At 65.8% G+C, this 12,816-nt stretch carries 9 protein-coding genes and 1 pseudogene; 2 read left to right on the top strand and 8 right to left on the bottom strand.

Annotated features, from left to right (window positions below; all coding sequences use genetic code 11):
• Positions 1-28 precede the first annotated feature (28 nt).
• Positions 29-1,270: a diguanylate cyclase gene (locus ASD94_RS07790; protein ID WP_056640936.1), complete on the bottom strand. Its 1,242-nt coding sequence runs from the start codon at positions 1,268-1,270 to the stop codon at positions 29-31.
• A gap of 556 nt (positions 1,271-1,826) precedes the next feature.
• Between ASD94_RS07790 and ASD94_RS07785 the strand changes: the two genes are divergently transcribed.
• Complete coding sequence (locus ASD94_RS07785; RefSeq protein ID WP_056640933.1) at positions 1,827-2,864, top strand: bifunctional nicotinamide-nucleotide adenylyltransferase/Nudix hydroxylase; 1,038 nt, start codon at positions 1,827-1,829, stop codon at positions 2,862-2,864.
• A gap of 78 nt (positions 2,865-2,942) precedes the next feature.
• Here the strand turns inward: ASD94_RS07785 and ASD94_RS07780 are convergent, their stop codons facing one another.
• The 6 genes from ASD94_RS07780 to ASD94_RS23490 all read right to left on the bottom strand — a co-directional run bounded on the left by ASD94_RS07780 (position 2,943) and on the right by ASD94_RS23490 (position 10,302).
• Positions 2,943-4,199: a Zn-dependent hydrolase gene (locus ASD94_RS07780; RefSeq protein ID WP_056641741.1), complete on the bottom strand. Its 1,257-nt coding sequence runs from the start codon at positions 4,197-4,199 to the stop codon at positions 2,943-2,945.
• Between the two features lie 26 nt (positions 4,200-4,225).
• Positions 4,226-5,677 carry a dihydropyrimidinase gene (hydA, locus tag ASD94_RS07775; RefSeq protein ID WP_056640931.1) on the bottom strand — a complete coding sequence of 484 codons (1,452 nt, stop codon included), beginning with the start codon at positions 5,675-5,677 and terminating at the stop codon, positions 4,226-4,228.
• Between the two features lie 80 nt (positions 5,678-5,757).
• Positions 5,758-7,215, bottom strand: coding sequence for an NCS1 family nucleobase:cation symporter-1 (locus ASD94_RS07770; protein ID WP_056640928.1), 1,458 nt, complete (start codon positions 7,213-7,215; stop codon positions 5,758-5,760).
• Between the two features lie 221 nt (positions 7,216-7,436).
• Positions 7,437-8,750, bottom strand: coding sequence for an NAD-dependent dihydropyrimidine dehydrogenase subunit PreA (gene preA, locus ASD94_RS07765; RefSeq protein ID WP_056640925.1), 1,314 nt, complete (start codon positions 8,748-8,750; stop codon positions 7,437-7,439).
• A gap of 53 nt (positions 8,751-8,803) precedes the next feature.
• Positions 8,804-10,153, bottom strand: coding sequence for an NAD(P)-dependent oxidoreductase (locus ASD94_RS07760; RefSeq protein ID WP_056640923.1), 1,350 nt, complete (start codon positions 10,151-10,153; stop codon positions 8,804-8,806).
• Positions 10,153-10,302 carry a hypothetical protein gene (locus ASD94_RS23490; protein ID WP_156391371.1) on the bottom strand — a complete coding sequence of 50 codons (150 nt, stop codon included), beginning with the start codon at positions 10,300-10,302 and terminating at the stop codon, positions 10,153-10,155. The genes ASD94_RS07760 and ASD94_RS23490 overlap by 1 nt, the downstream gene beginning before the upstream one ends.
• Before the next feature lie 182 nt (positions 10,303-10,484).
• On the opposite strand from ASD94_RS23490, the pseudogene ASD94_RS07755 reads away from it, so the two are divergent.
• A pseudogene (locus ASD94_RS07755) lies at positions 10,485-11,191 on the top strand (TetR family transcriptional regulator C-terminal domain-containing protein).
• A gap of 80 nt (positions 11,192-11,271) precedes the next feature.
• On the opposite strand, the gene ASD94_RS07750 reads toward ASD94_RS07755, so the two are convergent.
• Positions 11,272-12,648 (bottom strand): sigma-54-dependent Fis family transcriptional regulator, encoded by a 1,377-nt coding sequence (locus ASD94_RS07750; RefSeq protein ID WP_056640920.1) that lies wholly within the window; start codon positions 12,646-12,648, stop codon positions 11,272-11,274.
• Between the last annotated feature and the right edge of the window lie 168 nt (positions 12,649-12,816).

The raw sequence follows: 12,816 nt of genomic DNA, 5'->3' as shown, positions 1-12,816 counted from the left end.
CGGCCTCGGCTCCGATGCACGCACCGGATCACGCCGCCTCTTCGGCCCGCACCACACAGTTGCGACCGCTGGACTTGGCCTTGTACAGCGCCGTGTCTGCGCGCTTGATCAATGCATGGCTGTCTTCCTTGTGGTCCCAGGTGGCCACGCCAAAACTGGCACTGACATGGCCCACCGCGTCAAACGGCGTCCCCGCAATGCGCGCACGCACGGCCTCTGCCATAGCCATGGCGGCGTCCACCGGGGTTTCCTTGAGCAGGATGATGAACTCCTCGCCTCCAAAGCGCGCAGCGCAGTCGGACGAGCGCAGCAGCTCGCGCACACGCAGCGCCGTGCTCTTGAGCACCACATCGCCCGAGTCATGCCCGAAGGTATCGTTGATGCGTTTGAAAAAATCGATGTCGAACATCACCACCGACAAACTACCCTTCTTGATGCGGGTGTCGGCCATCTCGGTCTCCAGCCTTTCAAAGAAGCGGCGGCGGTTCACCAGGTCCGTCAGGAAATCCTTGGTGGCCAGGTCTTCCAGCTTGCGGTTGAGCCGCGCCATGGGCTCGATCACCAGCGACGACAGCGACAGGTTCAGACCCACAAACAGCAACACAAAGCTGCCCACCAGCGCCGCCATCACGGTGTTGAAGGTCTGACGTGCCTTCTCCAGCGGGAAGTACATGGGCACCTTCACCACCTGGATACCCACGGTCTCGTTCATGCCCCAGCCAAAGCCGTTCTTGTCACCGTAGACCTTGAGCATGGTGGGCGGCGCCACGGCCGGCGTGCTGTGGCAGGCCATGCACTGCGGCTGCTTGATGGTGATGGGCCGGGCCACGTACAGGGCGCGGTGCATGCCTTCACCCACCTCGCCGGTCACCTCCTTCTTGAGGTCGGCCCGGCCTTCGCGGAAGTCACTGATGATGCGCTCCTCCCACTCGTTGGCCCGGTCGCGCAGGTTGGTGGGGTTGAGCACCGCTTCCTTGTACTCATAGCCCGGAAAGCGGTTTTGCAGGCGGCGCAGCGTCTCGGTGGCGGCGTACGCGGGCACGGTCTGCGGCAGGAATTTTTCTGCCAGCGTCACATCCAGGTGGGGTTTGACCAGCTCGGTCGTGTAGTCGCGGATGGCCATGGCGGCGTGCATCATGATCTGCGAGTTGTGCTGCACCTCCTCGATGGCGGATTGCTGCAAGAAGCGGTGCACATAGGCGCCGGCGCCCAGCACCGCCAGCAGCAGCACGCCCGCCAGCACCAGGTTGAATTTGAGCCGCAACGACATGGATCTCCCTCGAAGGGCCCGCATTCTGCAGGCCTGTTATTGGAGGTGCGGACAGGCCACAGCGGGCGCCGTCCCCCAGGTTCACACAGGTGGGCTTGCACGCCGCCTCGCCGAACCAAAGCGCGAAAAGGACGGGAGCCGCGGTGGGAAATCACTGGGCCCCGCATGCAAGCGGCGCATTGTCGCCACGTTTGCGGGACCAGGTCCACCCCTTTTTTGCCAGCGCGTGGTGCACACCGCCGCCCAGCCCGTTGCATGACAGCCTGGGCAGCACCATGGGCTCGGGCGACACAACGACCTGGGCGACAACGACACAGCCCGGCTCCCCACCCCTTCACGCCTAGATGGGCGATAAAATTACTACAAAAAAGATAGCTACCAGCGCATATCATTTCTGCACATCCAGCCAAAAAGCCTGTAAAACCTGCCCCAAGGCCGCTTCAACGCCCCTCGCATGCCCTTCCAGGCCAGGGCCGGCCGCAGCCGCCGCAAGCACCAAGGCGCCCCCCGGGCTAGGGAGACAAAAGGCCCAATGCGCACCACCTGCCGGAGACACATGGTCGATACCGCCCTCTACATCGGACGCTTTGAGCCCGTCCACAGCGGCCACATGGCCCTGCTGCAACGTGCGCTGGACAGCGCACCACAGGTCATCGTGGTGGTCGGCTCAGCCTGGCAGGCGCGCTCGCCCAAGAACCCCTTCACCTGGCAGGAGCGCGAAGCCATGCTGCGCGCAGCCCTGCCCGCCGCCGACAGCGCCCGGGTGCAGGTGCTGCCCATGCGCGACTACTACAACGAAACCGTGTGGGTGCAGGCGGTGCGGCGGGGCGTGGCCCGCCTGACCGCACCGGGCGCGAGCATCGGCCTGGTGGGCCACTTCAAGGATGCGACCAGCGGCTACCTCGGCGCCTTTCCGGGCTGGCAGCTGATCCATGTGGAGCGCCAGGGCCGCATCGATGCCACCGCCATCCGCGATGCGTACTTTGGCGCCACACCCGCCACCGCACGCGCTGCGGTGGCGCCGCTGGCCAACGAGATCCCCGAGAGCACCATTGCCAGATTGGAAGACTTTGCACAGACCCCGCACTACCCTGCACTGCAGGAGGAGTGGCGCATGCTGCGCAGCTACCGCGAAGCCTGGTCCGCCGCGCCCTACCCGCCCGTGTTCGTGACGGTGGACGCCGTGCTGCGCTGCCAGGACCATGTGCTGCTGATCCGCCGCGCCCACGCGCCCGGCAAAGGCCAGCTGGCCGTGCCCGGCGGCTTCATCGAGCAACGGGAGACGGTGTGGCAGTCCTGTCTGCGCGAGCTGGTGGAAGAAACCCACTGCCACCTGCCCGAGGCCACCATGCGCGCCGCGCTCCAGTCAGTGGCCGTGTTCGACCACCCCGACCGCAGCCAGCGCGGCCGCACCATCACGCATGCGCATTACTTCGACCTGGGCGATGCGCCCTTCCCGGTGGTGCAGGCCGACGACGATGCGGCGCTGGTGCAGTGGACACGCATCGACCAGCTGGCAGGCATGGAAGAGGAATTCTTTGAAGACCACTTCCACATGCTGGACCACTTTCTGGGGCTGACGGAGCTGGACTGACCCTACCCACCCGGTTTTGCATCAAAACGGGTGCAAGTGCCTATGTAACATGCGTCAGAAGCTATATTTTATATAGCACTAGGTGCCTGCCCGCTCCAGCATGGCATGCAGCAGCACGTTGCACCCCGCCTCGATGTGCTCAGGTTTCGCATCCTCGATCTCGTTGTGGCTGATGCCGTCCTTGCAGGGGATGAAGATCATGCCGCTGGGCGCGAGCTTGGCCATGTACACGGCGTCGTGCCCGGCACCCGAAACGGCGGGCATGTGGCTGTAGCCCAGCTTGGCAGCGGCGCGGCCCACGGCCTCCACGCACTCGGGCTGGAAGAGCTGCGCGGGGTAGCTGGACACCATCTCGATGTGCACCTGCACACCGTGCTCTTGGGCCACCTGGTCGGCAAAGGCCTTGACCTCGGCCGCCATGGCATCGACCAGCGCGTCGGTGCTGTTGCGCAGGTCGATGCTGAACTTGACCCGGCCGGGGATGACGTTGCGGCTGTTGGGGAACACCTGCACCATGCCCACCGTGCCGCGCCCGTGGGGCGGGTGGCGATGGGCTGCGGCCACCACGTCTTGCATGATGCGCGTGGCGGCCAGCATCGCGTCTTTGCGCAGGGCCATGGGCGTGGGGCCTGCGTGGGCTTCCATGCCGGTCACGGTGCAGTCGAACCAGCGGATGCCCAGCACGCCACTGACCACGCCGATGGTCTTGTCGTTGTCCTCCAGCACCGGGCCTTGTTCGATGTGGGTCTCGAAGTACGCGCCGATGGGGTGGTCGCCCGGTTCCTGGTCGCCGATGTAGCCGATGCGCTCCAGCTCGCCCTTCACCGTCTTGCCTTCGGTGTCGGTGGCGGCGTAGGCGTGCTCCAGCGTGAAGGCCTTGGCGAACACGCCCGAGCCCATCATCACGGGCACAAAGCGGCTGCCTTCTTCATTGGTCCAGAACGCGACTTCGATGGGGGCTTCGGTTTCGATGCCATGGTCATTGAGCGTGCGCACCACCTCGATGCCCGCCAGCACGCCGTAGTTGCCGTCGAACTTGCCGCCCGTGGGCTGGGTGTCGATGTGGCTGCCGGTCATGATGGGTGGCAGGTTGTTGTTGCGGCCGGGGCGGCGCATGAAGCCGTTGCCGATCTTGTCGATGGTCACCGTCATGCCCGCTTCGCATGCCCAGCGGGTGACGAGGTCGCGGCCCTGTTTGTCCAGGTCGGTGAGGGTCAAGCGGCACACGCCGCCCTTGGGGGTGGCGCCGATCTGCGCCAGCTCCATGAGCGAAGCCCACAGGCGCTGGCCGTTGATGCGCAGGTTTTCGATATTGGGTTTGACTTTGGTGTCCATGGTGTTCTCCAGATGCATTGCAGCGGTCAGCGCGCCACCGCCGTGGGGGCCAGGTCCTGCGCGCGCTTTTGCACCGCCTGGAAGTTGGCGCCAAACGCCGGGCGCTTGATGTAACGGCCCTTGCCTTGCTCGGCGCGCAGGTCGCCGTTGGCAAACACCACGCGGCCCTGGCTCACGGTGTGGCTGGGGATGCCCCGCACGGTGCAGCCTTCAAAGATGTTGAAGTCGCCCTTGCTGAACTGGGTCTTGGCCGAGACGGTCTTGGTGCCTTGCGGGTCCCACAGCACCAGGTCGGCGTCGGCGCCTTCGCCGATGAAACCCTTGCGGGGGTAGATGTTGAACAGCTTGGCTGCGTTGGCCGAGGTGATGGCCACGAACTCGCTGGGCGTGAGGCGCCCGGTGTTCACACCGCCGTCCCACAGCGCGGCCATGCGCTCTTCCACGCCGCCGGTGCCGTTGGGGATCTTGGCAAAGTTCTCCTTGCCCATGGCCTTTTGCGCGGCGCAGAAGGTGCAGTGGTCCGTCGCCGTGGTGTGCAGCTGGCCCGACTGCAGGCCGCGCCACAGCGCCTCTTGATGGCCCTTGGGGCGGAAGGGTGGGCTCATCACATAGGCGGCGGCCTTGGCAAAGTCGGGGTCGCGGTACACGCTGTCGTCCACCAGCAGGTGGCCGGCCAGCACCTCGCCGTACACGCGCTGGCCGCGTGCGCGGGCGCGGGCGATGGCGTCGGCAGACTCCATGCAGCTCACGTGCACCACGTAAATCGGCACGCCCAGCACGTCGGCAATGGCGATGGCACGGTTGGCGGCCTCGGCCTCGACCATGGGCGGGCGCGAGAGCGGGTGGCCCTCGGGGCCGGTGATGCCCATCTTGGCGACTTCCTGCTGCAGCAGGTAGACCAGTTCACCATTTTCGGCATGCACCGTGGGCATGGCGCCCAGTTCAAGCGCGCGCTTGAAGCTGTTCACCAGGGTTTCGTCGTCGCACATGATGGCGTTCTTGTAGGCCATGAAGTGCTTGAAGCTGTTCACGCCCTCCTCCTGCACCAGCGTGCCCATGTCGGCGCGCACCTGCTCGCTCCACCAGGTGATGGCGACGTGGAAGGAATAGTCGGCAGCCGACTTTTCCGCCCAACCGCGCCACTTGCGATAAGCATCCAGGATGGGTTCTTGCGGATCGGGGATCACAAAGTCGATGATGCTCGTGGTGCCACCCGCCAGCGCGGCGGCCGTGCCGGTGAAGAAGTCGTCCATGGTGACGGTGCCCATGAAAGGCAGTTGCATGTGCGTATGCGGGTCGATACCGCCGGGCAGCACGTACTGGCCGCTGGCGTCCAGCGTCTCTGCACCCGCGGGGGCCTGAGTAGCAGCATCCTCCCCCACGGCCACGATGCGGCCATCGACGCACAACACATCGGCGCGCTGTTCACGGTCGGCGTTGACCACGGTGCCACCGCGGATCACAAGGGCTTGGCTCATGGGGATCTCCTTCAGGGATACAGATCAATTCAAAAAAAGGGACCCTGCACTGGCACCAGGCCCAGGCAGGGTCCGGGGGATCACTTCTTCTTGGCCGTCAGGTAGTAGTAGGTGCCGGCCACCGCCAGGCTGAAGAACCAGCCCGAGTCGAACAGCGACAGCCAGATGGCAGGCATGCCCGCCTTGTCCACCACACCCGACACCGCCAGGTAGCCCGGCAGGCAGGGCAGCACACCCAGTGCAAAGGCAATCAGGGCCTGCAGGTTCCAGCCGTTGCTGTACTCGTATTCACCGCCACGGCGGTACAGGTCGTCCACCTTCAGCTCGCTCTTGCGCACCAGGTAGTAGTCCACCAGCAGGATGCCCGCAATGGCGCCCAGCAGCGTGCCATAGCCGCCCAGCCAGGTGAACAGATAGCCGCCCGAGGTGGCCAGCAGCTTCCAGGGCATGAACAGCAGGCCGATGCCCGCAGCGATCAGACCGCCCATGCGGAAGCTGATCTTGGACGGCGCGCACTGGCTGAAGTCATACGACGGCGACACCAGGTTGGCGGCCACGTTGGTCGTGAGGTTGGCCAGCAAGATCACCAGCAGGCCCAGGCCTGCGGCCACGCTGCCCATTTGCGTGAGCAGACCATCGGGGAACAGCTGGGCCTTGCCGTACAGGATGGCCGAGGCAGAGAAGCCGATCACGCCCACCATGGAAAACAGCGCCATGGGAATCGGCAGGCCAATCGCCTGGCCCAACACTTGGTCCTTCTGCGACTTGGCAAAGCGGGTGAAGTCCGGAATGTTGAGCGCCAGCGTGGCCCAGAAGCCGACCAGGCCGGTCAGCGCCGCCCAGGTCTTGGGGCCGCCCTCGACCACCTTGGCGGGCAGGTTGAAAAGCTGGCCCGAGGGCACCTTCATCATCAGCACGACGACCAGCGCAATGGACGCAATGATCATCAGCGGCGCGGCAATCACTTCGAGCTTGCGGATGGACTCCGGGCCCTTCCAGATGAACCAGATGTGCACCGCCCAAAACGCCAGGAAGCACATGAACTGCGAGGTGCTGATGGTCTGCCCATCGGCGGGGCCTGCGAGCCCCATGCCCAGGATGTTGAGGAACCCGTGCAGCGCCAGCGCGCCAAAGTAGCAGTTGATGGAGAACCAGCCGCACGCCACCAGGCCGCGCAGCACGGCGGGCAGGTTGGCGCCTTTTACGCCAAACGATGCACGCGCCAACACCGGGAACGGCACGCCGTACCGGGGCCCTACGCGCCCGATGAGCACCATGGGCACCAGCACGATGCAGTTGGCCAGGAACACCAGCCACACCGCCATCTGCCAGGTAAAGCCCTGGTCCAGCATGGAGCTGGCCATGGTGTAGGTGGGCACACACACGACCATGCCCACCCAGAGTGCGGCAAAGTCCTTCCACGTCCAGTGTCGCTGCGCGGCGGTGGTGGGGAGCAGATCTTCATTGGCGAGCGTGTTGGATGCATCGCCGGGCATCAGCCCCGCCACATGGGCCGCGCTGCCGGTACTGTTGGTCATGCCTGTACTCCTGTCAAAGACGTCGTTGGGGTTGCACACAACCCGCTGTCTGTTCCAGCGCCCTCACGCTGGCAGATGGCGGGCAAAGGGAAGCGAGCGATGCTAGAGATCACGCAAGAACTGCACCAGATGCAGTGCAGCATGCGTTGCAAATCGGCACCACCACGGGTGCCGTCACAACGCCTTGCGGGGCCTGTGGCAAACGCACGCAGGGGCACATATCAAGCGGCTGCAGACACACGCTGCGGGTTGTTGGGGTGCGTGGTCCAGTTGGCGTATTCGCCCGTCACCGTCTTGCCCGTGCGCACATCCACCTCGCCGGGTTCCAACGCGCGCATAGTGATGCACTCGGGCACGGGGCAGATTGACACGCACAGGTTGCAGCCCACGCACTCGGCCTCGTTGATCTCGAACTTGCGCACGCCGCCGTCCTTGGTGAAGGTGATGGCCTGGTGCGAGGTGTCTTCGCACACCACATGGCAACGGCCGCACTGGATGCAGGCGTCCTGGTTGATGACGGCTTTTTCGATGTGGTTGAGGTTGAGGTTCTTCCAATCTTTGACTGTGGGCACGGCCTGGCCCTTGAAGTCGTCGAGCGTGGCGTAGCCGTGGTCGTCCATGAAGTTGGACAGGCCATCGCACATGTCCTGCACGATCTTGAAGCCATACACCATGGCCGCCGTGCACACCTGCACCGTGCCACAGCCCAGTGCGATGTACTCGGCCGCGTCGCGCCACGTGGTGATGCCGCCAATGCCGCTGATGGGCAGGCCGGCCGTTTGTGCATCGCGTGCAATCTCGGCCACCATGTTGAGTGCGATGGGCTTGACGGCCGGACCGCAGTAGCCGCCGTGCGAGCCCCAGCCGTCCGTGCTCGGGCTCATGACCATGCGGTCCAGGTCCACACCCATGATGGAGTTGATGGTGTTGATGAGTGACACGGCATCGGCCCCGCCCGCCTTGGCGGCGCGTGCGGGCTGGCGCACGTCGGTGATGTTGGGCGTGAGCTTCACGATCACCGGCAGCTTGCTGTAGTGCTTGCACCAGGCAGTGACCATCTGGATGTACTCGGGCACCTGGCCCACGGCCGCACCCATGCCGCGCTCGCTCATGCCGTGCGGGCAGCCGAAGTTGAGTTCAATGCCATCAGCGCCGGTGTCTTCCACCAGCGGCAAGATGTTCTTCCAGCTCTGCTCCTCGCAGGGCACCATGAGCGAGACGATCATGGCCCGGTCCGGCCAGTTGCGTTTGACGCGCTTGATTTCTTCCAGGTTGGTGTGCAGCGGCCGGTCGGTGATCAGCTCGATGTTGTTCAGGCCGATCACGCGGCGGTCTTGCGACATGAGCGTGGAGTAGCGCGGGCCGTTCACGTTGACGACCGCCGGGTCTTCGCCCAGCGTCTTCCACACCACACCGCCCCAGCCCGCCTCGAAGGCGCGGGTGACGTTGATCTCTTTGTCAGTGGGTGGTGCGGAGGCCAGCCAGAAGGGGTTGGGACTTTGGATGCCCAGAAAATTGCTGCGAATGTCTGCCATGGGGTGCTCCCGTGAAAACTGGGGTGAAGGAGTTCAGGCCGCTTCAGGCCATCTCAAGCCATCAGTGCGGCGTGGATGGAAACAGCGGCGACCTTGCCGTGCTCCACCGCCTCCACCGTGAGGTCGCGGCCGCCCACGCGGCAATCGCCACCGGCCCACACACGCGGCAGGCTGGTCTGGCCTTCGGCATCGGTGGTAATGCGCCCGCCCTCCAGCGCGATGCGGTTGCCCACAGGCTCGGCCACAAAGGTCTGGCCGATGGCCTTGAGCACCATGTCGGCCTCGAGCGTGAAGATCTCGCCGGTTTCCACCAGCTTGCCGTCGCCCAACGCCGTGGCGGCGAAGCGCACGCCCTTCACCGCGCCGTTTTCGCTCAGCACCTCTTTCGGTGCGGCCCAGTGGCGAATGGTCACGCCGTTCGTCTGCGCCCATTGCTGCTCCACGGCCGATGCCGACATGGCCTCGGCGCCCCGGCGGTAGACGATGGTCACTTCTTCCGCCCCCAGCTTGCGCGACTGCACGGCGGCGTCCACCGCCGTCATGCCGCCGCCAATCACCACCACGCGGCGGCCCACGGGCAGGGTGGAGAGGTCGGAGCTCTGGCGCAACTCGGCGATGAAGTCCACCGCATTGCGCAAACCGGTGGCCGTGGGCTCGGCCACGCCCAGCGCGTTCACGCCCTGCAGGCCCAGCCCCAGGAACACGGCGTCGTACGCGCCCAGCAGGCTATCGAGCGTGATGTCACGGCCCAGTTGCTGGCCGGTGCGCACCTCGATACCACCGATGGACAGCAGCCACTCCACTTCCTTCTGCGCAAAGTTGTTGGTGGTCTTGTAGCTGGCCAGGCCATATTCATTGAGGCCGCCGAGCTTGGGTCGCGCCTCGAACAGCACCACGTCATGCCCGCGCACGGCCAGGCCATGCGCACAGGCCAGGCCCGCAGGCCCGGCGCCCACCACGGCCACGCACTTGCCGGTGGCGGCTGCGCGCTGGAACAGCGGAGCCCCGGGCTGGGCAAAGAAGGCGTCGGTGGCGTAGCGCTGCAGCGAGCCGATCTCCACCGGCTTGTCTTCGTTGGTGTTGCGCACGCAGGCCTGCTCGCACAGCACCTCGGTGGGGCACACCCGCGCGCACATGCCGCCCAGCGGGTTGGCCTCCAGAATCGCCCGCGCTGCGCCGCGGTTGTTGTCCTGCGCAATGCGGTGGATGAACGAGGGGATGTCGATGCCCGTGGGGCAGGCCGTGGCGCAGGGGGCGTCGTGGCAGTAGTAGCAGCGCTCAGCCTCGATCAGCGCTTGCGCCCGAGTGAGCGGCGGGTGTGCGTCGCCAAAGTTGACGGCGTAGTCGGCCAGGTTCAGGCGTGCGGCGTGAATGCCGCAGGCACGGCTTGCGGGTGTGTCCATCAGGTTTCCTCCGAGAGGGTGAGGGTGGGGGTCTGGGCGCCCAGGGGGCGTGCAAGCGCACGCCGCGCAGCGTTGGAGCGCCAGCCAGTGGCGCCAACCAATGCGGCACCAGCGTGAAGGCTGGTATCCGCAAACTTCGGAGGTTTCATCGTGGTCCTCGCTGTGGGGTGCAGGTGCCCGCTGCTTTGGGGCGGCGGTGCCCTGCGTTGTGGGTCAATTTACCAACCCGTAAAAATTTACCAATTGGTAAAATCCCTACAGCAAACCGCGTGCCAGCCTCCAGCCAGCCAATTGCCAGTTTTCAGGCCCCGGCTTGTTCCACAATGGTGCAATGACTGCAGCCCGCCCGTCCCCTGCCAATCCCGCCCCCCGCCCCCGCAAGGTGGCCCGCCCGCCCGCACTTGACGAGTCCGCGCCCCGCGCCCCCACGGCGTCGCGCTTGCTCAAGGAGCAAGGCATCCTCACCGAGGCGGAGAACCAGTTTGCGCAATTCGGCTTTGAAGGCGCCTCGCTGGAGAGCATTGCCGCCGCCATCGGCATCAGCCGCCACAACCTGCTGTATTACTTCCCGAGCAAGGAGGCGCTGTACCAGCGGGTGCTGGACGATGTGCTCACCCAGTGGCTGGCGGGCATGGAAGACCTGTCACACAGCGACGACCCGCAGCAGGCGCTGCGGCGTTACATCCGCGCCAAGCTGCACTACTCGCGCACGCGCCCGCAGGGCGCCAAGGTGTTCACCAAAGAGGTGATTGCGGGTGCACCACGGTATGGCACAGCCATCACCGAACGTGTGGCGCCGCTGCTCAAGACCGAGGTCGCACCTTCGAGCGCTGGGCGCGCGAGGGACGCATTGCCAAGGTCAACTTCACGCACCTCATGTTCATCATCTGGTCGGTCACCCAGGCGTACGCGGAGCAGGAGGCCCAGTTCGCCCTGCTGCTGGGCAAGCCCGCTCTGACCGAGCGCGACTACGAAAAGGCCGAAGAGCTGATCGTGCGCATGGTGCTGAGCGCGCTGGCGCCCGATGCGGTGGTGTAAGCAGGCACGACACACCAGACGCTATATAAACAATAGCTGCTAACGCAATCAACCTATGCGCCTGGGGCCGATTTCTTCATCTATGGGTGCCATGCGCCCAAGGTTTTCAGCCGCCGGTACAGCGACCGCTCGCTGATGCCCAGCTGCCGCGCCAGCGCGGCACGGCTGCCTTGGTGGGCTGCCAGAGCCTGTTGCAGGGCCTCGTCGTCCAGCAAGCGTCGTTGACGTGACGACCCGGCCAACGCCGCCAATGCACGCGGCTCCACTACGCCCTTCTCCACCCCACTCACGAGCGGCGGCAGGCCGCAGGCAAGCGCTTGCTGCACATGCTCAGCGCCGATGGTGTCGCCATCGCACAGCAAGGCGGTGCGCTCCAGCAGGTTGCGCAGCTCCCGCACATTACCGGGGTAGGGCTGCACCTCCAGCAAGGCCAGCGCAGCGCCAGACAGCTGCAGCGCCCGGGGCGGGGGTGCCACACGCTCCAGCAGCGCGCGTGCCAGCAGGGCGGTATCGCCCTGGCGTTCGCGCAGCGGTGGCAGGTGGATGGGGAAGGTGCTCAGGCGGTAGTACAAGTCTTCACGAAAACGCCCTGCAGCCACCATGTGCGGCAGATTGCGGTGCGTGGCCGATACCACGCGCAGGTCGGCATGCCGCAGCTCGGTGCTGCCCACGCGGCGGTAGGTACCAGTCTCCAGCAGGCGCAGCAGCTTGACCTGCAGCGGCAGGGGGATGTCGCCCACCTCGTCCAGAAACAGCGTGCCGCCGTCTGCCGCCTCCACCAGCCCCGGCCGGGCTTGGGCCGCGCCGGTGAACGCCCCTTTCTCATGCCCGAACAGCTCGGACTCGAACAGCGCCTCGGGCAGGCTGGAGCAGTCCACGGGCACCAGTGCGCGCCGCGCGCGCAGGCTGCTCTGGTGCACGGCATGGGCCACCAGCTCCTTGCCCGTGCCCGACTCGCCCAGCAACAATACCGCAGCCCGCGAGGGTGCCACCCGCGCCACCAGGCCCAGCATCCTCTGGAACGCGGGCGAACGCCCGATGAGCCCCTGCGCCGACGGCACCGGCTGCGCCGCCACCGGCAAAGGCACCATCTTTTCGACAAAGAACCCTGTGGTGCCGTCCGCACCCGCCACCGGCGCCAGCTCGATCTGTACATATTCCTCGCCCTGGTCCGTGTGGTGCACATGCAGCACCCGTTCGCGCTGCCCCGAGGCGCGCGCCTGCGCGAGTGGGCAGGACTCGCCCGCCTGGTCACAGGGCACGCTGGCATGGTGAGACACGGCGTGACAGGGGCGCCCCACAACGCGTCCCTCCACTCCGCCCGCTGCACCGAACTGGCGGCGATAGGCCCCATTGGCCGCCAGGATGCGATAGCGGTCGTCCAGCAGGATGTGCGGATCGGGCAGCCCTTCCAGAAAGGACACCAGTTCGGTGGGCGGCGCGGAGAGACGGGGCATGGCAACACCTCGGTACAGGCAAAGGCCCTGACGGTGCACCGGTTTCGCCGGCAGGCCTTTGATCTATGCCATGCGGACTTCAACGGATGGCAGTTGGCAGCCGGTTTGGCAGACCGGGTGGCAGTGAATCCGGCCGCTGCCGGGCCTGCGGCGCACCTGCCAACCCGA

Origin of the sequence: Acidovorax sp. Root70 (genome assembly GCF_001428225.1) — a bacterium.
In the GTDB taxonomy this organism is placed as follows: domain Bacteria; phylum Pseudomonadota; class Gammaproteobacteria; order Burkholderiales; family Burkholderiaceae_C; genus Acidovorax.
The sequence above is the reverse complement of the archived record's forward strand: the minus strand, read 5'-3'. Positions and strand labels throughout refer to the sequence as shown.